41 protein-coding genes are annotated in these 26672 nt (G+C 38.7%); all 41 read right to left on the bottom strand.

What is annotated here, in order from left to right; all coding sequences use genetic code 11:
• Positions 1-3 precede the first annotated feature (3 nt).
• Complete coding sequence (gene glmU, locus DW738_RS00700; RefSeq protein WP_123160049.1) at positions 4-1383, bottom strand: bifunctional UDP-N-acetylglucosamine diphosphorylase/glucosamine-1-phosphate N-acetyltransferase GlmU; 1380 nt, start codon at positions 1381-1383, stop codon at positions 4-6.
• A gap of 137 nt (positions 1384-1520) precedes the next feature.
• On the bottom strand, positions 1521-1661 hold the full coding sequence (locus DW738_RS10365; protein WP_227877742.1) for a hypothetical protein: 141 nt from the start codon (positions 1659-1661) through the stop codon (positions 1521-1523).
• 53 nt (positions 1662-1714) lie between these two features.
• Positions 1715-2155, bottom strand: coding sequence for an ASCH domain-containing protein (locus DW738_RS00690; protein ID WP_123160048.1), 441 nt, complete (start codon positions 2153-2155; stop codon positions 1715-1717).
• Positions 2097-2999 carry a putative PEP-binding protein gene (locus tag DW738_RS00685; RefSeq protein ID WP_123160047.1) on the bottom strand — a complete coding sequence of 301 codons (903 nt, stop codon included), beginning with the start codon at positions 2997-2999 and terminating at the stop codon, positions 2097-2099. Before DW738_RS00685 ends, DW738_RS00690 begins: the two co-directional genes overlap by 59 nt.
• Positions 3000-3040: 41 nt before the next feature.
• Positions 3041-3769 carry a GNAT family N-acetyltransferase gene (locus DW738_RS00680; protein ID WP_023022592.1) on the bottom strand — a complete coding sequence of 243 codons (729 nt, stop codon included), beginning with the start codon at positions 3767-3769 and terminating at the stop codon, positions 3041-3043.
• Positions 3756-4256 carry an NUDIX hydrolase gene (locus tag DW738_RS00675; protein WP_023022591.1) on the bottom strand — a complete coding sequence of 167 codons (501 nt, stop codon included), beginning with the start codon at positions 4254-4256 and terminating at the stop codon, positions 3756-3758. Before DW738_RS00675 ends, DW738_RS00680 begins: the two co-directional genes overlap by 14 nt.
• Positions 4257-4401: 145 nt before the next feature.
• Positions 4402-5007 carry a DUF6707 family protein gene (locus tag DW738_RS00665; RefSeq protein WP_023022589.1) on the bottom strand — a complete coding sequence of 202 codons (606 nt, stop codon included), beginning with the start codon at positions 5005-5007 and terminating at the stop codon, positions 4402-4404.
• Between the two features lie 72 nt (positions 5008-5079).
• Entirely contained in the window at positions 5080-5631 is a 552-nt protein-coding gene (locus DW738_RS00660) for a hypothetical protein (RefSeq protein WP_023022587.1), read from the bottom strand.
• A gap of 22 nt (positions 5632-5653) precedes the next feature.
• The gene (locus DW738_RS00655) at positions 5654-6241 is read right to left on the bottom strand and encodes an SMI1/KNR4 family protein (RefSeq protein ID WP_023022585.1); all 588 of its coding nucleotides are present in this window, start codon (positions 6239-6241) and stop codon (positions 5654-5656) included.
• Positions 6242-6305: 64 nt separating this feature from the next.
• Complete coding sequence (locus DW738_RS00650; RefSeq protein ID WP_023022583.1) at positions 6306-6665, bottom strand: hypothetical protein; 360 nt, start codon at positions 6663-6665, stop codon at positions 6306-6308.
• Between the two features lie 208 nt (positions 6666-6873).
• On the bottom strand, positions 6874-7236 hold the full coding sequence (locus DW738_RS00645; protein ID WP_224781601.1) for a hypothetical protein: 363 nt from the start codon (positions 7234-7236) through the stop codon (positions 6874-6876).
• A gap of 132 nt (positions 7237-7368) precedes the next feature.
• A complete protein-coding gene (locus DW738_RS00640; RefSeq protein WP_023022580.1) occupies positions 7369-7914 on the bottom strand; it encodes a DUF4304 domain-containing protein in 546 nt (181 codons plus the stop codon).
• 50 nt (positions 7915-7964) lie between these two features.
• A complete protein-coding gene (locus DW738_RS00635) occupies positions 7965-8285 on the bottom strand; it encodes a hypothetical protein (RefSeq protein WP_023022578.1) in 321 nt (106 codons plus the stop codon).
• A gap of 100 nt (positions 8286-8385) precedes the next feature.
• On the bottom strand, positions 8386-9078 hold the full coding sequence (locus DW738_RS00630) for an Imm43 family immunity protein (protein WP_023022576.1): 693 nt from the start codon (positions 9076-9078) through the stop codon (positions 8386-8388).
• Between the two features lie 247 nt (positions 9079-9325).
• Positions 9326-10255, bottom strand: coding sequence for a hypothetical protein (locus DW738_RS00625; RefSeq protein ID WP_123160046.1), 930 nt, complete (start codon positions 10253-10255; stop codon positions 9326-9328).
• Positions 10256-10343: 88 nt separating this feature from the next.
• Positions 10344-10742 carry an NTF2 fold immunity protein gene (locus DW738_RS00620; protein WP_123160045.1) on the bottom strand — a complete coding sequence of 133 codons (399 nt, stop codon included), beginning with the start codon at positions 10740-10742 and terminating at the stop codon, positions 10344-10346.
• Positions 10743-10827: 85 nt separating this feature from the next.
• Positions 10828-11568, bottom strand: coding sequence for a hypothetical protein (locus DW738_RS00615; protein ID WP_123160044.1), 741 nt, complete (start codon positions 11566-11568; stop codon positions 10828-10830).
• 161 nt (positions 11569-11729) lie between these two features.
• On the bottom strand, positions 11730-12425 hold the full coding sequence (locus DW738_RS00610) for an SMI1/KNR4 family protein (protein WP_123160043.1): 696 nt from the start codon (positions 12423-12425) through the stop codon (positions 11730-11732).
• Between the two features lie 16 nt (positions 12426-12441).
• Positions 12442-13005 (bottom strand): hypothetical protein, encoded by a 564-nt coding sequence (locus DW738_RS00605; RefSeq protein WP_123160042.1) that lies wholly within the window; start codon positions 13003-13005, stop codon positions 12442-12444.
• A 54-nt stretch (positions 13006-13059) separates the two neighbouring features.
• Positions 13060-13344, bottom strand: coding sequence for a hypothetical protein (locus tag DW738_RS00600; RefSeq protein ID WP_123160041.1), 285 nt, complete (start codon positions 13342-13344; stop codon positions 13060-13062).
• Between the two features lie 99 nt (positions 13345-13443).
• A complete protein-coding gene (locus DW738_RS00595) occupies positions 13444-13884 on the bottom strand; it encodes a hypothetical protein (protein ID WP_123160040.1) in 441 nt (146 codons plus the stop codon).
• Positions 13885-13998: 114 nt separating this feature from the next.
• On the bottom strand, positions 13999-14472 hold the full coding sequence (locus DW738_RS00590) for a hypothetical protein (RefSeq protein ID WP_123160039.1): 474 nt from the start codon (positions 14470-14472) through the stop codon (positions 13999-14001).
• A gap of 159 nt (positions 14473-14631) precedes the next feature.
• The gene (locus DW738_RS00585; protein WP_123160038.1) at positions 14632-15039 is read right to left on the bottom strand and encodes an Imm26 family immunity protein; all 408 of its coding nucleotides are present in this window, start codon (positions 15037-15039) and stop codon (positions 14632-14634) included.
• A 98-nt stretch (positions 15040-15137) separates the two neighbouring features.
• A complete protein-coding gene (locus tag DW738_RS00580; RefSeq protein ID WP_243634240.1) occupies positions 15138-15710 on the bottom strand; it encodes a hypothetical protein in 573 nt (190 codons plus the stop codon).
• Positions 15711-16132: 422 nt separating this feature from the next.
• Positions 16133-16522 carry an Imm50 family immunity protein gene (locus DW738_RS00575; RefSeq protein WP_123160036.1) on the bottom strand — a complete coding sequence of 130 codons (390 nt, stop codon included), beginning with the start codon at positions 16520-16522 and terminating at the stop codon, positions 16133-16135.
• Positions 16523-16596: 74 nt separating this feature from the next.
• Complete coding sequence (locus DW738_RS00570) at positions 16597-17223, bottom strand: hypothetical protein (RefSeq protein WP_123160035.1); 627 nt, start codon at positions 17221-17223, stop codon at positions 16597-16599.
• 11 nt (positions 17224-17234) lie between these two features.
• Positions 17235-17741, bottom strand: coding sequence for an Imm26 family immunity protein (locus DW738_RS00565; protein ID WP_243634239.1), 507 nt, complete (start codon positions 17739-17741; stop codon positions 17235-17237).
• A gap of 31 nt (positions 17742-17772) precedes the next feature.
• Positions 17773-18333 carry an immunity protein gene (locus DW738_RS00560; RefSeq protein WP_123160033.1) on the bottom strand — a complete coding sequence of 187 codons (561 nt, stop codon included), beginning with the start codon at positions 18331-18333 and terminating at the stop codon, positions 17773-17775.
• Positions 18330-18737, bottom strand: coding sequence for a hypothetical protein (locus tag DW738_RS00555; RefSeq protein WP_123160032.1), 408 nt, complete (start codon positions 18735-18737; stop codon positions 18330-18332). Before DW738_RS00555 ends, DW738_RS00560 begins: the two co-directional genes overlap by 4 nt.
• A gap of 43 nt (positions 18738-18780) precedes the next feature.
• Positions 18781-19167, bottom strand: coding sequence for a hypothetical protein (locus DW738_RS00550; protein ID WP_123160031.1), 387 nt, complete (start codon positions 19165-19167; stop codon positions 18781-18783).
• A 45-nt stretch (positions 19168-19212) separates the two neighbouring features.
• Entirely contained in the window at positions 19213-19551 is a 339-nt protein-coding gene (locus DW738_RS00545; RefSeq protein WP_123160030.1) for a hypothetical protein, read from the bottom strand.
• Positions 19552-19569: 18 nt separating this feature from the next.
• On the bottom strand, positions 19570-20019 hold the full coding sequence (locus tag DW738_RS00540) for an SMI1/KNR4 family protein (RefSeq protein WP_123160029.1): 450 nt from the start codon (positions 20017-20019) through the stop codon (positions 19570-19572).
• Positions 20020-20191: 172 nt separating this feature from the next.
• The gene (locus DW738_RS00535; protein WP_123160028.1) at positions 20192-21550 is read right to left on the bottom strand and encodes a HAMP domain-containing sensor histidine kinase; all 1359 of its coding nucleotides are present in this window, start codon (positions 21548-21550) and stop codon (positions 20192-20194) included.
• Positions 21522-22196 (bottom strand): response regulator transcription factor, encoded by a 675-nt coding sequence (locus DW738_RS00530; RefSeq protein WP_003006182.1) that lies wholly within the window; start codon positions 22194-22196, stop codon positions 21522-21524. Before DW738_RS00530 ends, DW738_RS00535 begins: the two co-directional genes overlap by 29 nt.
• 89 nt (positions 22197-22285) lie before the next feature.
• Positions 22286-22855, bottom strand: a complete 570-nt coding sequence (locus DW738_RS00525; protein WP_006596735.1) for a PepSY domain-containing protein — start codon at positions 22853-22855, stop codon at positions 22286-22288.
• 177 nt (positions 22856-23032) lie between these two features.
• The gene (locus DW738_RS00520; RefSeq protein WP_123160027.1) at positions 23033-23365 is read right to left on the bottom strand and encodes a hypothetical protein; all 333 of its coding nucleotides are present in this window, start codon (positions 23363-23365) and stop codon (positions 23033-23035) included.
• Between the two features lie 27 nt (positions 23366-23392).
• Positions 23393-24091, bottom strand: a complete 699-nt coding sequence (locus DW738_RS00515; protein ID WP_123160026.1) for a 3-oxoacyl-ACP reductase — start codon at positions 24089-24091, stop codon at positions 23393-23395.
• Positions 24084-24320: a DUF2829 domain-containing protein gene (locus DW738_RS00510; RefSeq protein ID WP_000141913.1), complete on the bottom strand. Its 237-nt coding sequence runs from the start codon at positions 24318-24320 to the stop codon at positions 24084-24086. Before DW738_RS00510 ends, DW738_RS00515 begins: the two co-directional genes overlap by 8 nt.
• A gap of 258 nt (positions 24321-24578) precedes the next feature.
• On the bottom strand, positions 24579-25409 hold the full coding sequence (locus DW738_RS00505; RefSeq protein ID WP_123160025.1) for a hypothetical protein: 831 nt from the start codon (positions 25407-25409) through the stop codon (positions 24579-24581).
• On the bottom strand, positions 25406-26206 hold the full coding sequence (locus tag DW738_RS00500) for a hypothetical protein (RefSeq protein ID WP_123160024.1): 801 nt from the start codon (positions 26204-26206) through the stop codon (positions 25406-25408). The genes DW738_RS00505 and DW738_RS00500 overlap by 4 nt, the downstream gene beginning before the upstream one ends.
• Positions 26203-26529, bottom strand: coding sequence for a PadR family transcriptional regulator (locus DW738_RS00495; RefSeq protein WP_006596741.1), 327 nt, complete (start codon positions 26527-26529; stop codon positions 26203-26205). Before DW738_RS00495 ends, DW738_RS00500 begins: the two co-directional genes overlap by 4 nt.
• Positions 26530-26672: the final 143 nt, after the last annotated feature.

Here is a 26672-nt window from a genome sequence, read left to right as displayed (position 1 = left end):
CTCCTATTTGTTTTTAGGATGGTGAGGAAGGCGAGTCGCGTACTCATCCTTATTGACTTGACGGCCACGACCAATCGCAATCGCATCTGCTGGTACATCCTTGGTAATGGTGGATCCAGCACCGACTAGGGAATTATCCCCGAGCTCAACTGGCGCAATGATGGTCGAATTTGAACCAACAAAAACATTGTTGCCAATAAGGGTCTTGTATTTATTTTTCCCATCATAGTTGACGGTGATGGTTCCTGCACCAAAGTTAACGTTGCTGCCGACTTCACAGTTTCCAATGTAAGTCAAATGACCCGCTTTGGTATTTTCGCCAATAGACGAACCTTTGACTTCGACAAAGTTTCCAATATGGACATCTTTTGCCAAGCTAGATCCTGGACGAATATGGGCGTAAGGCCCCACTGTCACGCCATCGGCTACTGTGCTTTCTTCAATCATAGAGTTGGTAATCACGGCACCTGCACCAATTTCACTGTCCACGACATAGGTTCCATTGGTTAAGACTGTCTCAGCTCCAATTTTTGTGTGCCCTTTAAGGGTAACATTGGCTTCGATTTGTACTTCTGGTGCGATCTCGACATCGATATCGATATAGGCCGCATCAGGATTGACAAAGCTCACTCCATTCACCATATGAGCTTGGTTAATGCGACGACGCATGATGCCTTCTGCTGTCGCAAGGGCTACGCGGTCGTTAACCCCGAGACTTTCATCAAAGTCTTTGAGCGTATAGGCTCCAACTTTCTCTCCTGCTTCACGGAAAATCCCAATCACGTCTGTGATATAGTATTCGCCTTGGGCATTGTTCGTGTTGATATTCTTCAAGGCTTCAAAGAGGCGGGCATTGTCAAAGACATAAGTTCCTGTATTGATTTCTTTGATTTGCTTTTCAAAATCTGTCGCATCTTTTTGCTCGACGATGCGAAGCACTTCTGCATTGTCATTACGGACAATCCGGCCATAACCAAATGGATTCACTGCTTCGGCTGTTAAAATCGTTGCCACATTTTTGTGGTTGATATGAAAATCGATCAAGTGTTTGAGGCTTTCACCCGTAATCAAAGGTGTATCCCCTGCGATGACAAGGGTGTGGCCTTCAAGAGCTTCCAAGACTGGCTCTGCCATCATCACTGCATGACCAGTTCCCAATTGTTCGGTTTGTTTGACAAACTCTGTTTGTCCAGCTAAGACTTGCTCCACCAATTCAGCCTTGTGGCCCACAACCGTTACAGTCTTTTCGGGTGAGATGGCTCCAACACTACGGAAAACATGTTCCAACATAGAGATCCCAGCAACCTTGTGTAGAACCTTGGGCAAATCTGATTTCATACGGGTACCTTTTCCCGCTGCTAAAATAATGGCATAATTTGGCATATACATTCTCTTTTCTGTACAATATCGCTTACATTATATCATTTTTTAGCACTTTTGGAAAATAAGACCCGAACCAAAGGGAGTGGGAAAGAACTTCGACTAATTAAACAAAAGTTGAAAAGGTTCCCCAAACCTTTTCAATTTTCCCACCCCCGCACAGCTCCAACAGTCTGGGAGACTGTTGGAGGTTGCAGATAAAGAAAACATGGTTTTCCATCTTCATAGGTCATCTTTGGAGCTAAGTAGCGAACAAAGATGCCAATCAACCACTGCGTCATACAGTTATTCCTATTAAACATCGAAGGCTGGACAGTTTTTGCCCAGCCTCGTTCTACAATGGATAAACCTTGCGAAATTCCTCTAAAACCACCTTGCTGTCAGGGGTAAAAGTCAACCCCGCTTCCTCCAGCCACTCCGTGAAAAACTCCTCATGAACCTGACGCCAATAGGTCAGAGATTTGTCTCCTTCACCTTCCTTGAAGGCATGGTCAGCAGACACTTGATGGAAGGGCTGAACAGAAACCTTGGTAATTTCGACAATGCAGACAGCCTGATTTCGGCTGTCTAAAATAATATCAAAGGTCCCTTCTTGGGGAAGGGGTTCGTCCTCTAGTGCGTAGAGGTCGTAGGCTGAGGCTGTTGCTGTCTTTTCGCCTCTTAGTACCAAATCTGCCAAGAGATCTGCTTCCACTCCAAAAGCCCAAGCATCGATTTCATCTCCGATAGAAGGGTTGATTTGCTTGTAGGCTTTCCACATTTCTTGCGGTGTCATGGGTTCTCCTTTGTAATTTTTTACTTTCTTCTTTTATATGTTTAAGATGGTCTGGATGGTCAATTTCTAAATCAAAAATCTCTGGAATAGAGCTGTAATGGAGAATACATTCGATACCCATCTGATTCATTTTTTGTATGAAAGAAGTATTCAGATAGCCTGCTACAGCAAAATCAATCTTTTTCATCCTTGCTTTATCCTGCATCTGTCTCAACATATCTAACATAATTGGACTTTCCATATCATGCCATTGACTGTTTCTCACAGTCGCAAAAATAAAAGAAGTTAAATCATTCATTCCAACTACAATCTTTGAAATACCCGTTTCCAGTATCCTGTCCAAGTCGAAATAAGCTGATGGTAATTCAATCATCGTGCCGACTTTCCCGGTAAAACCATACTGACGCAATACTGTAATAGCTTGTTTTAATTGTTCGGCATCATTGACAAAAGGAAAAATAACAGACAGATTGGGATTGGTTTGAAAAACTTCTGTAACAACATTTGTCTCAGCCTGAAATTCATCTGGACACGCCAACAAACGCCTGATACCTCTGTATCCAAATAAGGGGTGGCGTTCGTCAAAATACTCTTTAGTCCCGTCTAGACTATTTGCTTCTGCATTTGTTAACTCTGAAAAGCGATACCAGACTTCTTCATCTGCGTACAAATGACAAATAGTGTCTAGATAATCTTTCACAAATTGCCGACAATTTGGTAATAGGATGTTTTGATTGAGCTCTCTTAGCAAGTATTCCCCACGAATCATACCAATGTGGTGAAATAGTTGAGGATAAACTTTTTCAATAATTTTTTCTCCACTAAGAGCCAGTTGATTTTGCATGTCCATTCACCTCGTCTTATAAGATACAATATCAGATATCATTATACGACACTTTCCTCTAGTTCAAAGGCTTCATAAGGTTCAACTAACTCATATCCTAAAAATTCTGCTACTTTTTTGGAAGCCTCGTTATGAGCATCCCAAAGAGGAAACATATTTCTATTTATACTTTCTAGAATCATTGCAGCACCAAGCTTTTTAGCAAATCCATTTCCTTGTTCGTTTGGTCTAGTTGCAACTTCCACTTCAACTGCACCTTGGTAAACTAACCCTGAGGAAATCCCAGCAATCAGTTCTTTATTTTTAAGAATCACAAAACCAAATCCACCTTTTAAAGCAAAATCCTGATAGGATTCAAAATCCCCTTGCAAATCTTGTGACCATTCTTCCTCAGAAAAGCTGTCATAAATATGATTATCAATAGGCATAATATTGTAATCTTCCTCTAACTGACTAACTAGATCATTTAGAAATTCAACTTGAAAATTTGCCTTATCTTTAAAAGAATAACGAGTAAAAGAAATTAGCTCCACTTTCTGATGCAGAAAATCTTGCCAATTGGTATTTTCTGAAATAATAATCTTATAATCTAAACCATATTTCCTAACAAAATCTTCCCAAAATCTAAAATTTAGCTCCCCTGCTAGGTATAGAAAATTCCCAACATCATAAAAACTTGTTGTCCTATCACTGTTTCGGTAGACAGTTCCGATTTGAGATTTAAGACCATAGAGAACCATATTTTTCTTCCATGTTTTAAATAGTTCCATAATTCCCCTTCTTTACCTTCCAATTCATGTAAGAAGTCTTATCCAATTCTGGAAATCCTCGTAACTCTGCCTTGGCCTTCAATACTAAAGGCGAAGCATTGTCTGCAGTAACTTCTTCCAAATTCAACCAAATTGCATTTGCTGAATCATTGCTTCCATCAAGAACCTTCTGAGGAAGGGTTTGTTGAGAGCGTTCGAAATCGAGTACGATATCATAAAAGGCCATGAGATGGTGTACTGCGAAGTCTTGCCCTTCTTCTTGAACCAACACATCATAGATTCTAGGGTTTGAATAATCGCTAAGAGCATATCCTGTCTCTTCCAAAACTTCTCTATTGAGAGTTTCTGTCAGTCCCTCACCGATTTCCTGACTACCACCCGGTAAATCAAAACGATACTGATAAGGTCCTCTCGTTTTCTCAATGCAGAGTAATTTTCCATTTTCAAAGCAAACGCCATAGACGCCAAAGTGATTTTTGATTTCCATTTTCTACTCTTTCTAATACTCAATGAAAATCAAAGAGCAAACTAGGAAGCTAGCCGCAGGCTGTACTTGAGTACGGCAAGGCGAAGCTGACGTGGTTTGAATTTGATTTTCGAAGAGTATAAAAATCCAAGATTGCTAGCTCACCTTATCCCTTAAAAGGAAAGAGGCTATAAATTTCATGCTCCTTGATATACTTCTTTAGTATCTCCATATTCTCTTCGATTTTTGTCTGAATATCTATCTCTTCACAAGTTGACTCAGTAATAAAGAGGTGAATCTTCAACAAATCTGCCAAGTATAGCAGACGACGTTCCATTTCTGATTCAGGGCTTGGAGCCTTTTCGATTTTTGCAAGCTTTTGCTCCAGGCTATCGCCATTCAAAAATCTCTGATGAACTCTCCTTCTAATTTTTTGAGTTGATTCCTCCCCTTGTTCTAACGGAGACAAAAGGAGTTTTTTATAGACGAATACCTGATTTTCTACCTCTCTTTCCAGATAAGCCAATAAAACCAGAGAGCTATCAATAAAGGTCCAGGTGTTAAAATTCCCTTCAAATGGAACCTGTATGATCCTATCTAATAATTCCTTAGCCGTTTCCTCTTGACCATCCAGATAAAGTAAATAGGCCAGATGATTCAGTGATTCGAGATAGACAGCTTGGGTCTTCTTATTCTTTTTGGGTACAAGACTGATATAGGATGCTAAATCAACATCATTTTCAACCTCTTCAATTAGTTCTTTAACATTCATTTCTTTTCTCCTATCCAGTTCATTTTTTGTTATAGAGAAGGGCTTTAATTGCAAATCTATCTCAGCTCACTCTTACCTTAATAGAAATTCTTTCGCTGTCGCTTGGACGTCTGGGGAAAGGTAGTGCTCTATTAAGTCACCTGTCCCAGCAATAAATTCCTCCAGAGGGACATCTTCTCTTTGGCCCCAAAAATTTGAAAAAGCGAAATAGAACTCCAAAAACTCCGTCAAACTATCGCTGAGTTTGTAGAAAATAGGATCTCCAGGCCTGCCCGCGTAAACTGGAGAACTTTCATCTTGCATATCACAGAAAAGAATATCGTCTGTATCTGTAGTAGCGAATATCTGGTATTGCCCTTCACTAAACTGAAGAACATCTTGTAAGGCCCAACATTCGACTGTCCTGGTAGGAGAATCTAATGGCAACAAAATGATATTAAAATTTTGATTGGCAAAAGATAAATCCTCTTTGAACACTATATGTTGATAGTAATCAAGTAATTCTCCTGTCAAATTGAAAGACTGGGTACTTAATTTTGTATCTGAAAAACTCACCGATTGGGGGATAAACGTTGTTTCCTCATAGAGTCTAATGATCTTTTTTAATACAGTAACTACTGCCATTTTTTCTCCTTGGTCATTCCTCTTACGTCTCCTTTAAGAATTCCAGCCATATCTGCAGATCTGGATTTAACTCATGTGCTATCTCAGCATGCTTCCTATAATCCATATCCAAGTAGCCTTGTTCATTCCGGAAAATAATACCTTGTTCAAAACAGTTTTTAAGAGCTATGAGCATAGATTCTAATGACTGGTATTCTACCTGAGGATCCTCTTCATACACGTAGAAACCAAGTATATGCCCCTGAGCTTCTGAAGCTAGATTCATGGCATAAAAATCTCCCCCTCCGCTGGCAAAAATTGGAAACCAGCATTGATTCCAAGTAGAAGTCTTCCTCAACTCCTGATAGGTCTGGATACTTTCTTCCAGAGACATCAAATAGAAACCAGGAAAAAATGCCAGCTCACCGAGTGTGATTCCCTCACAATCTTTTGATCCGTTTCTCCAAGTATAAAGGGCACGCAAGTCCTGAGTTGGCTGCAATGGGATTTCCTCAAACAATTCTTGAATTTTTTGAGAAGATATTCCCGAATTAAGATGGTCTAAACAAGGATGATCTAACTGTTGGAGACATTTTTCAATCTCATTTAATAATTGGGGGATCATTTCCATTTGTTCTCCTTGCCTTGTAAATCATTAGAGACGAGTTCCTTCGTCCCTAGAAAAGAGATTACGATTATTCAATCCCATCCTCTTTGTTATACTCTATCATGCATTTTACCGCATATTCCACCCATTCCCAAAAATCGTTAAACTCTTTTCGTTGCTCCCATCCTTCGGTAGCAAAATCATGAATGAGTTGGACCTTATTGCCCTTTCCTATTTCAAAACAAGCTGTATCATCACAATCTCCTCTTTTAGCAAATGGAATCAACTTTCGGGTTGGGTACCTTTCCTGCAATCCCTCATACAAAGACAGGGCCCATTCTGAATCTAACAGATACCAAATATCAAAATCAACTAAATTGAGTTCGATCAATTTTTTAAACGATTCAGGATACTGAAATATCCTTTCATCCAGTAAATAGTTTTTCATCTCTTATTTCTCCTTTTAGAATCATCAAACCATTCTTTCTTGCCTATCCGCTATTTTGCGTAAGTACTCTTCCCATGTGAGGATTATAAACCTTAAATAGATCATCCTCACTCAGCTAAGTCTTGGGTTGAGGCTGTCAACTACTCTTAAAATACGCGACCTCGAAGTCCATAAATTTCATTCTTAAAATTCAAAGGAAAATAGATGACTAGTCTGAGATGGACAAATAAGAGACTAATATATCCTTAACCAATTCTAGAAAGGCAACTTTATTTCTTGGCTCTTTTGAAGCAAAACCAAATTCATATTCAAAAAAATGCTCAACCACTTTATCTCCAGCCCGTATAACATCCTCAATGGTCTCAAGCACTTGCTTCTGCTTCTCTTCTTCTAGGCTCAAGAAATCCTCTTTCACAAATGCATCAAATACTTTAAGGACATCTTCCTTTTTACTCATATCAAAAGGATATAGAAACTCAGCCTCTTCACTGGTTACAACATTACTTTCTATGGACATCATTAGGTTCCACAATACTAAATAGTGTCTATGAAAATTATCTCTACTTTTCAACTTTTCCCCCAATTTTTGCGACACATCCTTTACTGAACAGGTTTAGACTAGCATTCTTGACTATTACTTACTTTATTGAGAAACTCTCCCCTTTGACCATCATCCCTTCCTAATCTCAAATTACTGGTAATATTATTTTAAAACTTCTCCCGAACGAATATAGGTTTTAAAGAAGTTTTTAGGTACAGAGGCAATCTTAGGTGTAATGGATAAGCCATAGTTTGCAAAATCTAAAGCTACCTTCTCAGAATCGATGGTATCATAATACTCAACATACAATCTGCATAAGTTCACTTTGGTGATAGAGAATTCTTTTAGCAACCCATCCTTCTCAAGATCCTTCTCGGGATTTATGCTTGAAAATACGGTAGGATACGATGAATACTGAGTAGTAAAATCGATGGCCTCTTGGACAGCATTTTCCAATTCAGCTTGATCCATGCCATTTCTATTATCGATAGAACCTAATCGAGTCCTTAGAGCACAATCCACTTCTTCTAACAGTCCCGAGTCCAGAAAGAGGGGATGAATGCCAATATTAACGAAATAGGCAGTCCCATCTGATTTTCGTTGAAAATAGATCACCGTGTAAAAATCATGATTGATTTTATAATAGTTATTGGTTCGCTTTAGTCGCGAAAAGCCATTTTTTACGAAGAGTTCTTTGGCCTCTTTCATTTCATTACCTGCTCTTTCATAGGATGTTAAGAGTTGTTCGTTACAGTTTACTAGGAGTCTAAATGGATATAGATCATTCCTACAACTTTTCCATTCTCAATATTGTATTGTTTCACTGTATCTATGTAGCCAATCAATCCTTCATCACTAATCTCTTCTAGCGTTGCTGGTACTATGTTATCTTTTAATTTAAAATCCCTAGCTTTATTCATGTTACCTACATCCTCAATGGAGGTCCAAAAAAGCATATATTCATCGCAATAAAAATAGATCTGATCATCACAAAACTCCGGTATTTTACAGAACTCAACTCCGTCACTTTGCCTTTCTATCGCTCCACTATCTTGATAAACAAAGTATGTTTTCTTCATATCTTATCTCTCCTTTTAGAAGCATTTTCTTCTGATATTTTCTGCCTGAAATCTCGAATGATGTAGACTAGAGTCTTATTTTTTAAAGGAATACTTAATGTTAGGGTAATTTAGGCTTTGCTCTTTTTAATAAACTAGTAAAATCCTTAAAACTATTCTTACAATATTCTTCTTGAGCTGTTTCAATCGGTAAAAAACGAATGCCTCGACCACAGTGATTCGTTTCGATGGCTTCTTTTACTTCCTCCGTAACGACAAAGCCAGCCGCTGCAAGTAATTCAACCCTTCCAGGCTTAAAAATATCATAGTCAACATCCTCTTTTAAGACCAGTTTTCTTGAAACTGTATACATCGTTTTAGAAGGTAATGATTCTGTTTTCTCATAATCAATAAAATCAGGAGCAGGATTATCTTTGGTATAGGTATTAAATTTTAATAGATAAAAGTCAGGAGATTCCATGACATCGCCATTCACTGTAAATTTAAGCTTTTTCCAAACATGACCTTGAATCTTGAATTGTTTAAAAATGGTTGCTAACTTTTTAGAAAGGATAAAACCATGGGAATACCAATAATAATCATAATCAAAATTTATTTTATTTATGTATTGTTTTTTATTCACAAAATTATAATAGATCACATCAGGACAATTTGGATTGTAAATATAATCTATTGGTTTAGTCCATTCTTCTTCGTAAGGTTTTTTTTGTATTTCAAAATCAACTCGCCCATATTCAACATCAAAATTAAAAGTCTTATTGGATTTATCATCCATTATAAAATAATAATTCATCGTTTTCTCCTAGCTTAATCTACCTTTACAATTAATAATTCTAGATTTTGGTTTTACCATTGCCCCTATCAGTAACTTCTATACTTTTTACCAGCTTTTAATGCATCTAAAGCAGCCTCTGTTACAGAAAGCTGTTCATTATCAAGAGCAAAATCTCTGGCTTTTAGTATTTGCTGATTGCTGTTCGTTTACTTTTTTTATTTGAAATTCTTTTGTTCCTATTGACTTCTCCATGTATTCTACATTGCTACTCTAAGATTGTTCCAAGTATCATCTTATTTTGCTCGGATATCTGAAAGTCATCCATGAAATAGGGTAAAAAGTCATCAAGCAAGGGATGGCTAAGACCGTCGATTGGGAGGCCTCTTTTCTGACGTTCTTTTAGTAAAACTAAGATTTCAATTGGGAAATACTGCCATAGTAAGGTATTGAAGTCTACTAAATGACTATCTTTGGTGTTCGCTAAATGATAATCACACATGGATAAAATTGTTTCTCTAAAAACATCAACATCCTCTGAAAAAATAGTTTCCATAACCTGTTTATAGGCATCATTCACATTATGATAAGGGTTCGAGTCCAATGGTTTATATTTAGGATCATAAGCATTCTCCAGTAGGCTAGCAAGTCGATTATGCTCTCCATTTCCATAAAGAAAAACGACTAAAGGCAATAAACTACTGGATGAAAAGAAAATAGGTTGCTTCCCTTTTTCAACTTGAGCTTCTTTAAAATAGACTAATTTATCAATTAAAAACTCTACATAAGCATCATCTAAATAGGCAAGGGCAAATAAGATATTCAAACAAATATCTGTATCAAAGTTTGAGCCACCTTTAGCTAAATATTTAGCAGAAGCCATATCACCCATTACAGAACAAAAACAGCCGTTTAGTAAAGATTGATAGGTTTCTGATGTTTTACTTTCTATAAAGTTAGAGACTAGAGGATACGGACTTATAGAATCAATCATATCTACATAATCATACAGGTATGATCTTATCTCACCATTTTCTTCGTAGTTAACTTGAACGCTTTTCTTATCAGATTTTAGAGCTGTTAAAATGGACTCAGTATTAGATAGGTTTTCTGCCTCTAAGTGAAAATCTCTGGCCTTCAGTATTTTATTTTTGATAGTTGTTAGTTTTCTTTTTTGATTTGAAAGTGTTTTATTCATATTGACCTCTAAAATTTCATTTCTTACACTCAACTACCGGTGTTTTTGAGGTTCATCTCTTTCTGTTTTCCTACATTATCCATGTATGTCACAAGGAAGAATTGATCCACTTCCCATCATCGAGCCATTCTTTCTTATCAATCCACCATTTCCCCTTTTGAAACACCATTTGAAAACGATAGAGAGTTTCTATACCAGAATGATTCTCCTTGATATAAATATAAGCTTGATTCCCGTCATGCTCTTCATCAACGATGGGATGTGTTTCTAATTTATAGTCAAACGGAAACCGGACAGATAAAGATACTTCCCTTGCTCTGAGTGGTTTTTTTGATGTACAAAACTGATTAAAAATAGTAGCTAATTCATCCTTCAACATCTCTTTATAGGCTTGGTTTCTTAGGTTCCTAGTGGCTTTTCTTTCCCAAGAATACATAGCCTGCATAAACTGGAGTAAGGTTTCTTTTGCTAGATTCGTATGAGTCATGTTTCCTCCTACTTAGACAACGGGACTAATGGTTCGTTTATAATGAAGACATAGGTTATAAAAAACCTGTATTGAAGACATGTTTTTACCCCTCTCGCATGCAAACATGTGGTAACTCACTTCTAAGAAGTTCCCTTTGCTTTTGATTCGTTCTTCCCGTTGTTAAAAATCGGAGATGTTTCAGACTCTTCAAGTAGCTAACTGTTGATGCGTAGTTAAAAATATTCGTATCGACAAAATCTAAAAAACGAAGCTCACTAGATGGCTGGATAAAATCCAATTCTGGTAAATTTTTATTTGCTGTAAATGAAAGATAGAGCAACTGATCTAAATCCCTTATAAAATCAAAGTCCGGCAACTTTACACCATAATCAAAGTGCAGATAACGCATACCTGTATGAAAAGAGATGTTCTCTATCATTTCCAAATTTGTCATAGAAGAAATCCCTAAAGCTTTTACACAATCTTTCTGGGGCAAGATAATCTTTCTTACTCTTCTAGCACCAACTAATAAAATTTTTTCTACTTGTTCGTATGTTGAGAAGTCTAGCACATCAGATTTACTTCCCATCAAGTAAATCACCTTCGTATTGCTAGGTAACGAAAGCTGATTAAAATCCACATCCTTCAGCATATCCTCTGGGGTTTCAACAATGTACTTTTGTCTTAATAAGCGATTGATATCGATGAATTCTTTATAAGTCAATTTTTTGTCCAATAATGGTGCAATCTCTTTTATAGAATGCAGAGGCTCCATTGCCATTAGATTCTCTCTTTCGGAAAATCCTTCTTTTATGATTTCTAAATATTTATCTAAACTGGTCATCGTTCACCTCTTTTCATGAATATCATGCTTCTGTTTCTTTGTTCAACCTATCTATTTTTACAATGACACTTTTACAAGAAGACTACAGCACCGCTTGTCTCAAAAACTAAAATCATGAATCTCAAGAGTATTCTTTTCTATATAAACTTTATCCTGCTTGCTCAATCTCGATCAAAGATAACCTTGACTCTGGCTCTACCCGAAGCGTCTAGATATTGCTCTAGTTTCGTAATCGACTCCTCCGAATCAGATAATTGAACAAGCAAATCGCCATTGATGGTCATGACATCCTTTGTCGGTAAAAGCATGAGATTCTCAACGCTTGGATCATTCACAATCATTAAGGAAGGAGAATAAATACAGCTTGTAGAGAGGTCTAGATTTCCAAATCGCTCCCTAGCAGAAACAAAAATAGATTCCATCCCACCTTGAGCCTTCAGAACAAATTCCCTCTCAAAAAATGCTTCAAAACTATCGTAGATATCGATGACATCCATAGTAATCCCATCTAAATAATAAACTTGATGACTTTGAATGTTCCCATCCTTCAATCTATAAGCGAATTGATCTCCAATAGCAGACATACCAAAAAAATAGTAGGTTGATGCATAATCTCTCCAGACATCTTTCCATAGCCTATCCGAATTCCAAGAGTCCAGCGTGATGGCTTGAGTAGAATCCGTCCCAAACAAGCGATAATAGCCACCATAAAATTCCAAGCCATTGGTTATGGAGAGCAAATCCAAGTGTGCTTGCGGAAACTGTCTGGCTTTGAGTTTTTCTAGTTCAAGAGCTGAGGCCCCACTTTCTTGTACAATTAAATCCTCGCATGTTCTGAGATAATTTTTTATTTTCATCCTTTATCCTCTATCACTAACCAAGCATAAATGCTATAAAATCTTCTCGGTAATCTTCAGGAATATGCTCGTTAATGATAGCCATAATCTCCTCCAAGAAGCCCTCTTTATAGTCTAATAAATCCTCATCAATATAGATATTGTTCTCAAACTTGGTGATTTCTAGCTTTTTCATCAGCATATAAGTAGTTAAGAAAGTAGAGAGAGAAGGACTGAGATGATAGAGCTTAGAATCTCCTGGGATTCTCCCATAGACTGGACTGAGATTATTCTCGAGGTCACAAAAGATAACTTCATCTCCCATCAAGTGGGCAAAAACTATATAAGTTTCCTTCCAGCTTTGATCCTGCCATCCTTCTGCTGCAGCTTCACAAGAGGAGAGAGGAAACAGAGCAAGATCATAGGGAGCCCCTCTAAAATAAGCTTCTTCATTAAAGTTCAAATGTTGGTAGAACTCTTTCAATTGACCAGACAAATCTGACTTTTCGACATGGAGACTTTCACTGGTAAATTCTAACTCTCCCAAACCCTTGTTGAGGTGATAGATTTCTACAAATTCCTTCAACAAATTAAGCATCATTATTGGACTCCTCTCACACTTTTTGGATTATAATTGGCTATTTTCAACTGACGATTACGTATCATTCTGACTGCTAGCGACAGCCTGAGCCCAGATTCGTTCAAATTCCTCTTGACTAATCTTGATGGAGTCTGATAGATCCAACTCATCTTTTCGACCATCATAGAGTAGAAAACCTACTTCTGGAACATAATCCTGTAGGCAAGAAGAAGCATAAGAATGCCCATTCAAAACGTTAATTTGTCGACTTGCACGCTGACCAGTAAACTCTGTATAAATAACTCCTAGGCCTGACATAAACTCACTATTGCCATAATAATAATATTCTTTTTCACACATTAGAATCTTCCTTTACCATTTGTCTCTCCAAGAATGGCATTCTTTCCTCTTTGCCTCTTTCATCGACTAATTCAATGTTAAGCTTTCACATTATAGAATCTACGGGTTCTTAGATTTATTCTCCAAGACTCTCACTTCTACTTTATCCTCCGCTAAATGGAGATCCAGTACTTTTTCCTGGTCTTGAAAGAATAGCATCAAGTCTCTGGTAGAAAATTCAGTAGAATAAGAGGGCAAAAAATCATCCAAAGACTCCATTTGAAACAAGACGTAAACTGGTGAAAACTCCCACAAAACTAGGATAAACCGACTGCTATTGCCAACAAGACTTTGAATTGATCTACTTAGATCTTTAGTAGTAAGATTGGCAGAAAACTCATAAAGGCAAGGAATCGGAGAATCGATAGGATTCAACTCCCCAGCATACCAATCAATTTCTTTAGGTTTATCGGTCAGAAAATGAACATCCTTTATTCCCTTCAAACCCTTGATTCGTTTTTCTACTTTTAATAAGGATAATCTCTTTTTTAAGTCACTCATTGTTCTCACTCTCTCGTTAGCTAAAGGGTGCTTGCTTCATGAAAAACATTGATAGGTCAGAATAAATCTCTAGCAAAGCCTCATACTTTTATATTTACTTTCAATCATGTTATCTTAAATAGCAAACAGGATCCCTTCAAAATACCCTATCGGCCAATGTCCCATATAATACAAGTTAACAATATTTTCCCAATAAGACCCTAACGACAAGGACTTTTCTACTAAATATTGTCTAAAAGCAAAGGCCATTCCCATTTTAGCAACATTTGAAAAATCATGCGCTCTGGATACAAACAGGCTTTTATCCATCTCTCTTGCCTTTTGGAATATAATTTGACTAACTCTTTTCCTATAATCTACAAGTTCCTCTGGAACCTTAAGATCCCCATAAAATGGATCTTTATCACTCAGCGACGACGGAAGCCAATTCATTTTTTTATATAGATTCTCAAAAGCTTCTTCCGTAGGATTTATAAAAGCTTCATTGACGTTTTTTATAAAGATAACATGATCTATTTGTTCAGTTTCTCCCATTTTAAAAAAGAAATCACTTTTTATAAGACGTTCAATCTCATCATCCCAATTCATCCAGTCTACCTCAATTCTGTCATTTAAAAAAAATATCTGATTTCATAACTAAATGTTGATTCCTCTTGCTTTTAAACTTTCAATAATTCTTTTTTCTAAATGAGAAGAAAGCCAAACTGTCCATTCTTCATAATCCTTGCTCTCCTCAAAAGAAATAAACTATTCTTGACCATTCTGCCATAATCTAGGCTTTTCATGCGGTAAGGCAGGAAGAAGTAACTGTATTTGAGAAAAATGAGAATCTATTTCGCAGTCATACTTCTCTTCTTGTCCGACTTTCGGCCAACGTTTTTTATATATTCCCAGACCATTTATGGCAATTGGCGGAAATAACCTTCCTGATTGGATGATGTCTTCTATTTCAGGAGACAATTCATTGATTAAAGTAAAAACCTCTATGAGTATTCCTCCACCGCCAAGATCCTTAATAACTCTACAATAAGCGAATTTTTTATCTTCTCCTAAAAAATCAGACTTTTTAAATCGCGCTAATTCGGATCTATCAGATAAAAACAAAGGAATTGCAAAAATTTCTCCACCGGCAACATTTGCTAATTTATTCACCATAGTTTTTGACCCTTAATTTTTTGTATTCTATTTTGTTATATTGCCATTTCTTACTATACTTGCTTACTTGCTATTGACAAGTATTTTATGGACAATGGCTAGTTTTTTTGGGTTCGTTCAGCTATGTTTTCAAACTCTAGCTTGCTCACAACCTCATTCTGTTTATCCAACAGATAAAGGAAGTTCCCTTTTGTTTCCAGTTTACCAAGCTTAGCCCCATAGTCCATCTCGTGAGCAGGGCAGGATTGAATCAACTGACGGATGCTCTTATCCTTATGCTCTATCTTCCAAAACAAATCCACTTTATCCAGCTGATGCTCCACTTGGATGGAAAAGATCGTGGATTGGATCTTTTTCCTTTTCCACTCCCAGCTATTTTCATAATCGTTTTTCTCTATTTCATTGACTACATCCTCTATCAAGGAGCAAGGAATGGAGAGCTCCTGAAACACGCACTTTACCCCTTTTACCAAGGCCTCTAAGAGCAGCTTTTTCTGTTCCAATGGACTCAAGGTTTTATAGCTAGAAAAATCAAATAAGACCTGAATAGTATAGACACCAAGTAGGTTCATGATAGCTGGATTGCTAATCGTATCTACACATTCTACGATGATTTTCCAACAATCCTTGGTCACAACTGGTTTGAAGAGGCGCTCTACCATAGAGGTCATACATTTGGATTCATATATGAACGCTCTTCGCAGGTCTTTCCAATTCTGTCGATAGTCCTTAATTCTAGCTTCCTCGTAAGTTAGCACAGCTGAGTCCATCAGCTCCTCAATCCTCTGTTGATTTTCCATATAGGGCTTATCTAATTCAAAATACTGTAACTTCATATTCGTGGTCTCGTAGTTTTTTTCTTGTAGAAAGGTTTAGCCTTAGGTCAAAGTCTGTTGTTTGTAGTTTTTTAAATATGTAATGATTCGCTTTTCTACCTGTTAGGCATTCCAACTCCTTTAGGATACATACTGTTTACTCTCCTCAAAAGAGATTTCCCTTTCTTGACCATTTTCCCATAGTCGTGGTGTCCCTCCTAGCAATGGAGGATTGTTTGATCATCCAGAATCTCCGCAAGTAAGCTAGGAATTCATCTTTAAGTATCAATCTTCACTGGCCCAATCTCAGCAATTCTAATAAGGTCAGAAGATCCTGATAACATCACATTATTTTGGTTTTTAAAATTGAATTCAACCTTATTCTCTAAAAAAAGCAGTTCCAGTTGACCATTCACCTTATGAATCCCCTTAGAATAAAAATGGATTGCATCTAAATTAAAAAACTCTAAATTAATTTTTATAGCATTAAATGCACTTTTCTGCCACTTTTCAGGGAAATTAGTTGGCAAATCAAATACATAAAGGACAAGATCTAATTTGTAATCGTAACATAATACAGTATCAAGAAATACATTCTTCAATTCCAAATCATCATCAAACAGATGAATAATCTTTTCCCTGCCCACTGCTTTTTCAAACCATTTCACAATATGAACTCCTTTTTTTAAAATGAATAAAAGTCTTGTTTTTAAGAGTTATTGTTTCGCTCTTTAAGGAGATTTTAGAATAGACTGACCCTCCTGCCGTCCTTTCCTTTTGTAACGTCATTGATTATATCCTTGACGATAGATATATCGAACTGACGGGAAAAGTCTACAATTTTCTGACGATTCTGTTCTGGATATAGATAAGATGCTGCTAAAATAAATAAAAATGGATTTATGACTTGACCAATATGCTCAAGATATTTAGGATGAGTCACATAAGACATAATTTTGTTAAAATCGTCATCTTTCAGCACAATCTTTCTCTGATATATCGCTGCACAAGCACCTGCAGCTTGAGATGGGTTATTCGATTCCAAAGACTCATAGACAAAAGACAAGTTCTCTGTTTCTAAATTTTCTAGATAAGCAATCGCTACTGCTAGAGAGCGATAGGTTACAGGGGTTGGGATGTCTCTCGGCAGTAATGACTTGAGATAGGGAATTTCTTCTGTGCAATCCGTTGCAGCCATGGCGTAGAGCAAATACATTTGTGATTCCCACGATCTAGGTTTTTCCATCTCGCCTTCCAAGGCTTGATGCAAAAATGGTCCATATCCTTTTAGTTTACCCTTTAAAATTTTTTTCGCAACTTTTTTTACCAAGGGCGTACGTCCTGAAGTTAACTCATCTACATAGTCCATCTCAAACTCCTTTATTTCATTTGCTTGTCCTGTTCTTCTTCCAATATTCTGTTATAAACTATACTTCCGACACAGGCTTCCCAGTCTAGGTCTTCAACTTCTTCCCTAGAAAAAATCTTAGGTTCTGTCCTACCATCTAGCCAGACCTTCCCAAAGTGAAGACCATTTGGATCTCCCCACTTAAAGGCTAAATCTTTAAAAGGGCTTGGATCAAAATCCGCTTGATGACCAATTATCTGCCAAGACCATACTGGACTTCGATCAAACAAGGTGTAGGAATCTACAATGATGGGCTTACCCATAAATTGAGCACGAATTAGCTCCTCAACTGTTATAGTAGGCCTTGCTTGAAAGAAATCGAAAAATTGGATGACATGACCAACGTTCACTTTTCCAAGGATTTGACCAAATACAAACAGTTCCTCCGAAAATTGATAGCAAAAAATATCACCAATTTTAATAAATCGAAGTTTTGTTCGTGGCTTTTCATTCCACTCTCGAATCTTTATCTGGGGCAATTTTTTCTCCATAATTAATTTAATTCTATTCCTACTGCTCTTTATTTAAGATATGAAAGAGATCATCTCTTAGAACGATTCCATCGTCTTCTATCAAATAGGCCATGTGCTCCCAGAAAGGCAATTCTTGTTCAAGGGGCTTCTCCAAGGCAAGTACTTGGTTCTTCAAATTTGCTGCAATCTCTTCGACTTCATCTTGCTCAATCTCATAAAACTTTGCTTTCAAAAGAAAGATGCCTGATAGAAAAAGTGAATAAGAGGAAACAAAAGCTTGCAAGGAAGAGTTGACATAAATCCTCGCTTCTTTAAAAACTTCCCTTCCTTCTTGATTGCAAAGTAAAAAGATTTGCTCCTCTTCTCCAATTACAAAAGCACCTAAAAAACACTGGCCAACAAGCCTATAGCTCTCCTGATTTTTCCTTAGTTCGACTAGTTCGTCACCTGCTTTAACAAAAGAAAATCCCATTTTAGAATAATCCTCTAAATATGCCAAAAGGTTGAAACGGACCTCATCAAGACGAAATGGTTTCTCCTTTGTAGGCACCACACAAAAACCAAGCTCCTTCACTAATTCATTGATATTGACTGTCATTTCTCTATCCGATCTCCTAGGTTATTTTCACCCAATTTTTTTAACTTCCAAAGTTTGATAGCCGCATCTTTTCTGAGTCCCATAAATAGGCTTGCTAAGGTTACTGCTTCCTCTTTTTTATAGACTTGAGAACTGATACTGGCCCATCCATCTTGCAGGCATTCAATTTTTAAATAGAAATCTCGCTCTTGTCCAAGTTTCCCTGTTACATCGTCTATTTCATAAGAAGCGGACAGCAAAGACACTGAGATAAAGTCCCCCGGTCTTCGATACATTCGCATGACGGAGTCTTTCTGATTAACAGAGTGGATATCCTCTTTTGTTTCAGCTCTATCACGATCGGATAAAATCACCCACTCCCTATCATCCTCTGATGAATAAAAACGCCATTCTTTCTCAACCATATCCTGCTCCATCTTCTCATACTTCTCTTATCATCGACTACACCTAGTAGTATGCTACTTCGCCTATACCATATTCTAAAATTTCAAAACTATCGAGGGAGAATTTAAGTCCTCTACCATGCTCCGAGTCCTCTTTCAGTCCAAATTCCAAACCAAAAATCAGGTCTATGTCCGTCTGTTCAGACAAGATAAAAATGGATAGGAGTCTGGCGTGCGCTAGTTCTGGAAATTCCTCCTGAATTTTTGCCAAAGCTTTTGGATACCATACTGATGATTGATCCAGTAGATTATCGAGTTTTGCTTTATAAGACGGAGTCAACTCCTCATTGATAACCTCTAAAGAATCACTTAAAGCAAGGCAGACCTTTTCCTTTTCCTCTGGAATTGCTACATACATCTCGTTATGGATATCAAATTTATATTCTCTCATCACTATCTTTCCTCCAATCGGATGCCATTTCTCTAATCGGCCTAGCTAATCTTCAAATTTCATAAAGCTATCATGCTGCTGATAATAATTCAAAGCCTCGACCAAGTCTTGGCAACTTACATCTGGTTTTTCTTCAAGTGCAACCGAAAGAACATCAATCAACTGCTCTCCATAGTAGACTAACTGGAGATCTTGCTCCACTACATCAGCAGGGTAAATATCACGGTCTTCCACGACATCCGGATAATTTGATACCCAATAGGACCTAGCTAGTGCTAGTTCTCCATCCTCCTTGCCATAGAGGCAAAAATCATCTGATACCAACTTGTCCACGCGCACCTGCTCGATGATCTGCTCTAGTGAAAGTTCTTGGTGTTTCCGCATCTCTTCTCCTTTTTAGTCTCACTCTTCAACAAAGGAATTCAAAAATTCCTCAAAAGATGGCCATTGACCATACAACTCAGCTGTTTCTTCTAGAACATAGAAATACACCTTGCCATAATCCTCTTCCCTTAGAGAAAGAGCATAGTTACCCGTTCCAGGATCATAGGCAAAATGGAGAAGGTCTGTAGCCTTAAATCCAGCAGGCACAGCCTCATCGTCAAACCAGGTAAGAGACTTCCTTATCTCCTCAAGTGAGTCAAAGGAATTAAAAGGAAAGAGATGATGTTCATCGTGGACACCCCTTACTTGGGGCTGGCCACCGTTGTACTGGAGATAAAAATTCTTCATAGCTTCCGGCAATTTCTTTCTAAGAAACTCCTCAAATTGTAAAAGATCTCCTCTTGAAATAGCTGGATCTGTGTCTGTCAATACGAGCATCCCTTCTCCTTTTTGAGTCTCTCTTTCCATAGTTTGACCTCCATATTACAGGTCCCTTTTAGGCTATCATACCATAAGATTCCCTTTCCATAAAGCTAAAATAGAAAATGAGCCTAGCGGTTTTACTAGACTCATTTTATCCTTATTATTTTACTTTGTTATTTTACCTTTTCAACCCATACTGATAGCTCAATCAACCGTCTTAGACAGAAGTCTTGTCCTGGATCTGTGGGAAAGTCACACGAAAGAGACTTCCTTTTCCTTCTTCAGAGATGATTTTCACCTCTGCTCGATGGAGGTCTGCAATGTCCTTAATAAAGGACAACCCAAGTCCGATACCACTATTGAGGCCCTTGTTCCGAGAATCCTCCACCTGATAGAAGCGATCCCAAATCTTGCTCAAATGGTCTGGCGCTATCCCAATCCCATCATCCGCTACCTTGAGAACAGCACCAGCTGGACTAGCCACCAAGTGGATGGCAACCTTGGTCTTGGTAAATTTCACTGCATTGCTCAATAGATTATCCAGCATCCGAGTGACCAAAACAGCATCCCCCTGAATCCAGAGGTCCGGCTGAATGCTCACTTCAAAGGCTATGGGGCTTTCGCCCCACTTTCTTTCCTGTCCCTGACAATAATCTGACACCAGGGTTGATAGACAAACGGGTTTTAAATCCGACCACTGCAGGTGTTGGGTCTTGGATATTTCCAAGATCTGCTCGGTCATCGATTTCATTAATTTAGCCTGCCGATGAATGACCGTCAAAGATTCCTTGGTCTCCTCTAGGTTATCTGCATATTTGGAGCCAAACTCACTCTCCGAAACGATGACTGACAGAGGGGTCCGCAACTCATGGGATACATTTTGGTTGAATTGCTTTTCTTTCTCAAAAGTCGACTGAACAGAAGAAATCAAATTATTAAAGACCTTGGTAAGACGAGACGTTTCTACATAATCCTTCTGATGCTCGGTCGACACGCGCTTACTGTAGTCTCCGCTCTCTGCAATTTCCTCTGCCATTTGGGTCACCTCTCTGATCGGCAGAAAGGCCTTACGAAGGATCCGACGTCCACCCCAGGCCATCCCAAGGATGGACAGAGGAGCTAGAATGGCCAAGGAAAGAAGAAAGATACTTAATTCTCTTCCTAGACCAGAAGCAAGGCGCACGCCCCGTATCCATTTGCCCTCATTTTCATTATAGACATCAAAATAATAATAGGTTGCTTGGGAAGAGGTATACGTCGACAATTTCCCAGACTCAAAGCCAGCATTGATATCAAAGCCACTTGGCAGAGCACCCTGCTCCAACTTCATGTTTTGATTGTAGAGTGCAAAATAATTGCCGTCATCAAAGGGCTCAAATTCCTCAAGGTCTGAAGCTACTTCCATGGTCTTCTGCTCCAGTTCCCCACGTGAGCTATAGCTGGACCAGGCTCCGGAAATGATAAAAGAAGCACAAAACATAAGAACAAAGAGAAAAGAAACAAAGAGGGTATACCACAATGTCACCTTAGAAACGATGGAGGGAGACCTAGAGTCCTTCTTCATTTTTGAAAACATAGCCCATCCCCCTTTTTGTCTGAATAATCGATGGATTACCTAATTTTTTGCGGATATTCTTGACTAAAACATCAATGATATTAGACTCTCCAACATAATCAAAATCCCAAATATGCTCACGAATCTGTTCCCGACTTAAAACCACATTGGGATGGCGCACCAGACACTCTAGTAACTCATACTCCTTGGAAGTCAGGTCAACCAAAACACCCTTGTGTTGGATGGTCTTTTTTGCCAGGTCTAAGGAATAGTCACCAAATTGGACCAGGTTGGTCAAGTTTTCTCGATTATTTCGTCTCAGCATGACGCGAATCCGAGCCAGTAATTCATCAAATTCAAAGGGTTTGACCAAGTAGTCGTCTGCACCAGCATCCAGTCCTGTTACCTTGTCTTCTAGGCTATCTTTAGCCGTTAGCATCAGAACTGGGGTCTTAATCTGATGATTTCTCAAGTAGCTCAATACCCCCAAACCATCTAGCTGCGGCATCATAATATCTGAAATAATCACGTCATACTGGGACACACGAATGTAGTCCAAGGCCTCCTGACCATCATAGGCCGCATCAACACTATACTGCTGGGTTTTCAGTAATTTAACGATGCTACGATTCAAATCTACTTCGTCTTCAATCACTAATACTTTCATAGCCACTTACTCCAAATTTCTTCCCTTATTATACCATGCTTCCATAAAAAATCTCGGCTAGGAAAAGCCTAGTCGAGATCTTACTCTAGTTAATCGTGATCCAGCTCCACATCTTCTTCCAATACGGTACCTGTATTGGCATCTAACTCTAACTCAATTTTTTGATTGCCTTCTCGCAAGCTAACGCTATAGACAAGTTTACCATCTTCTACATCTAACTCTACTTTTTCGATACTAGCATTCGAGTATTTTGATTTCAGCTGGCTCTCTACCTTAGCCAAGTCCAACTGAACACTTGCTCCGATTAATTGCTGATCTTCACGATCCTGACTCAGATCCTTAGTTTTTGACTTCAAGATAGCACCAGACTGGCCATCGATCTTATATTCTTTTTCATTTTTTCCATCCAAGATGGTCACTTCATACACTGCTTTTCCATGTTTTTCTTCTTGCTCGTAGCCAATCACTTTTCCACCCTTAGCTTCTTTCAGAGCTTTTTCTTGAGCTTGTGCAAGGGTGACAGATGCAGTCACTGTTGAAGAAGTAGTCTTTTTACTTGTTCCAGTATCGGCAAAGGCTACTACAGAGCCTAGAGCGGCAGTTGATAGAGAGAAGATTGCGAGACTTGCAACGGCTTTTTGTTTAATTGATTTTTTCATGTTAGTTACCAACTTTCTTTTTTTCTTATCAAGTTCTTCTTGATGATTCTATTTTATCTAAGAAAGATGAATCCAAAATGAATGAGAAAAGATTTTTTAAAAAATTTTTTAAAAAAGACTGAGTAAATCGACGAGCTTTTTGCAGCTATCTTTCTCAGTCCCCTTTCTATTTCTATCTTACTCCTCCTGCAAGATCTGATTAATAAAGTCTGTAATTGATTCAGCTACCTTTTGCATTTCGAGAGAACCTAGCGCACCTAGATCATTTTCATAAATGCTATCGTCCCCATTCTTTTTGAGGAAATAGGCTAGATCCCCATCTTGACCGATCATAAAGAAATCTGGTTCATCCTCATCAATCTGGTAGGTTTGATTGCGTTCGGTAAGATCTTCTTTAGCATAGAGACAAATACCCGTCTCACCAATGTCATAACCTGGCTGATCCCCTAAGTCATCAAGAAATACCTGATATCCTTTCGGTAAGGAAAAACCAAAATCATATTCGTGCATGCTTTAACCTCCTGCTTTTTCATTTTTCTATTTCAAACTCCAGCCACCATCAATGGTCAGGATTTGCCCTTGCATGGCAGAGGCCTTCCCACTGGCCAAAAAGAGACTGACTTCTGCCACTTCTTCTGGCTCTATCCAGCGTTTAATGGGGGTCTCGCTAGCCACCCAGTCTGCTAGGCCTCCTGGTTCAAAGTCCGCAGCGGTCATAGCCGTTTTGACAGCACCTGGTGCGATACCAAAAATCTGAATCCCAGCTTCTGCATAATCCAGGGCCAGCTGTTTGGTAAAGCCTGCTAGAGCATGCTTGGAGGAAGTATAAGCGTGACCGCCACCTCCTGCTAGGCTAGAAGCAATGGAGCACATATTGATGATGATCCCTTGCTTCTTCTCCAACATTTGCGTCAGATAATGCCGTGTCAGCTCTACCGGAGTCACATAGTTGATCTCAAAGATCTCCTGAATCTCTTGAGCGCTTTGCTCAAGAAGTGGCTTGTAAGCATCCAAGACTCCAGCCGTATTGCACAAGACGTCGACCTCAGGACACCAGTCAAAAATCGGCGTTAAATCCAAGATCAAGTCCCGCTGCAAGAAGTGAAACTCACCTGGCAACTGGGGATCAGCTCCCTGGTCCACCCCATAGACCTGGTAGCCCTTTTCTAGAAAGAGACGGGCTTGAGCCAGACCAATCCCGGAGCTAACGCCTGTGATCAAGACCCGTTTAGTCATGAACTTCCACCCAATCTGTCGCTAAGACATCACAAGGGGTTGGACTCCACATAGAGAAGCCTTCGCCTTCACCAGATACGTTAATGAGAAAATAAGGCGTCACTTCCAGAGCCACTCCATTTTGCTCGATTGTATCAAAGAGTTGGACATAGTTCTCAGCACCACCCCAACCCGTACGCACATATTTCTTTTTTGCCTTTAGTCCAGGCAAGATTTCTTCAAATGTCATCATCTTCTCCTTCGATTCATACTCCCTTTCATTATAACAAAAATCATGCTTCTCGTTGTTTTTCAACAGAAAAAGAGAGTGGGACAGAAATCGGTAATTCGTTATAATTCGATTTCGTCGTCCCACCTCCGCACAGTTGAGTAGGGCTGTAAAAGCTGATGAAATCAGCGTAGTAGAGCCCACTCAACCACTGCGTCTTGCTCGACAATCCAAAGACAATTGAGAGGCTAGTACTTTTGTCCCACCCCCCTTTTCACTCTATTCACCATTTTCTGTCTTGTTCTTTTTCAAGGCGCGAATCATGAACCAATAGTAAATCATCAATCCTATAACAATGATTACCGTAGGTAGGATCATAGTCATGGTAGAATTCTGAATCCCTTGTGCCAAAGTCCAGCGATGCAAGAATCCCACTACTAAGAAGGACAGAATAGGAAAGATGAAGGCACGAACAAACTCTTCTTTCCATTGCCACAGGATAAGACCTGCAGAAGCCCCTGTCATCAGGAAAGTATCCCATGGATTCGGTACCGTCAACCAGGCAAAAGCTGGCAAGAAACGGACCCCAACTATTTCACTGATAAAATAGATCCCCAGAACGAGAACAACTGCTACATAGATTGCTTTTTTTGACTTCTCTTCTGCAAAAATAAGTCGACGAAGGAGATAGAATAGTAACCCAACGGCTAAAAGTCCTAAAATACTATCCGTTAGATAAACGAGTGGCTTGAGAACCAGGACTGCTTGCGAAGCAAAATCACTTAAGAGGCGATAAAAAATCACAATTCCTGAGACGATTGCACCATATTTTAGAACAGATCGCGTGGATTCTTTAGGCATGTTCTCTAAGATTTGGTCTGCCATTCCCTTAGGATCCTGTCCAAAATAGTCCTTGGCCGTCCATCCATCTCCACTTGCTTGCGAAAAATCCAGCGCTAGATTATAGACCTGCTCTTTTAAAGCCTTCTCCTCATATAAGAAACCGGCGAAATTGAAATAATCCCAGAGATCTTGGAAATAAGCTTGGTCTTCCTGGCTAAAGGTTTGAACCAAATCCTGTGTTTCTTTATAATAAATAGCTGATGTCATATTGCTTTCCCCTTTCTTTGGAGACGAAATACAATGAGGAACAGGACTAGTCCTATAAGAGGGAGTAGCCAGCGTAATACATTAGCAGTTTCTGGATTCACAAAGCGAATCCAACATCCAGTTACTAGGAAAGTCAGCCCCATTACTAGTAGACTCGTCATCACGCGATCTCTACTTCTATAAGCCATAACCGCAAACCCAAGTAGAACTAGGACAGCAAGAGAAATCGCCCAACCATCTGATAAGAAGAGACTCCCAATGTGGCCAAAATAGATCGAAAATAGTCGTACGATGTTCAGAAAAACTATCAGGCTAATCACACTTATAAAAATAGCCCAAGGCCACTTGATTTCCCCATAGCTTTGCTTGGACCAAAGCCACATGATGAACTGACTGAATACCAAGAAATTGAGTAGAATGACAACATATGTTAAGGGTTGTATTTTCAGTGGCATTATCCAGGCAAAATCCATTACAAACCGCATGCCAACGAAAATCGTTCCAAGAATCAAGAATAACCCCACAAAAGAACCTAGCCTGCGCCTAGGTAACTCCGAGAGAACTTGGTCCATCATGGCCCTTGGATCCTTTCCGTAGTAGTCCATCGCACCAATCCCGTCTCTCTCAGCAACCTTTAAATCGCAAACCATATTGTAGAGCTGTTCACCCAGTAGCTCATCATCATAAAAATAGGACTTCACTCCGATATAAGCTATCATTTTTTTCATATAGGCTTGATTGTCCTTGTTTAGATGATTCAGTTCATCAGACATTTTTTCTGTATAATCTTCGATCATTCTTTCCCCTCCTTTTTTACGCGTTCTACTTTAATGACCAGATCCTGCCACTGGTTCCAAAATTCCTCTAGTCGCTCTCTTCCTTCTTTGGTTAGAGAGAAATATTTGCGATCAGGTCCATCCGGAGAGGGCCTCATCTCTCCTACTATGACTCCCTGCTTCTCTAACTTCTGAAGCAAGGGATAAACGGTCCCCGCAACAATCTTATCAAAGCCGGTTTCCTTAAGGCTTTGGATCAATTCATAGCCATAAATAGATTTCTTTGAAATAATTTCTAGAACACAACCTTCCAGGACACCCTTGAGCAATTGGGACTCTTTCATCCTTCTCCCCCCTTTCTATACACCCTTCTTTTTAACTAGTTTGTTTTACATACTAGTCCTTTCACTATTAGTATACTTCATCCAAACTAGTTTGTAAAGCATAATAGTGATAATCTTGAATAAAACTCAATAAATCCGAACAA

Source organism: Streptococcus sp. AM28-20 (assembly GCF_003603595.1).
In the GTDB taxonomy this organism is placed as follows: Bacteria; Bacillota; Bacilli; order Lactobacillales; family Streptococcaceae; genus Streptococcus; species Streptococcus ilei.
This window is presented reverse-complemented; position numbering and strand designations above follow the sequence as displayed.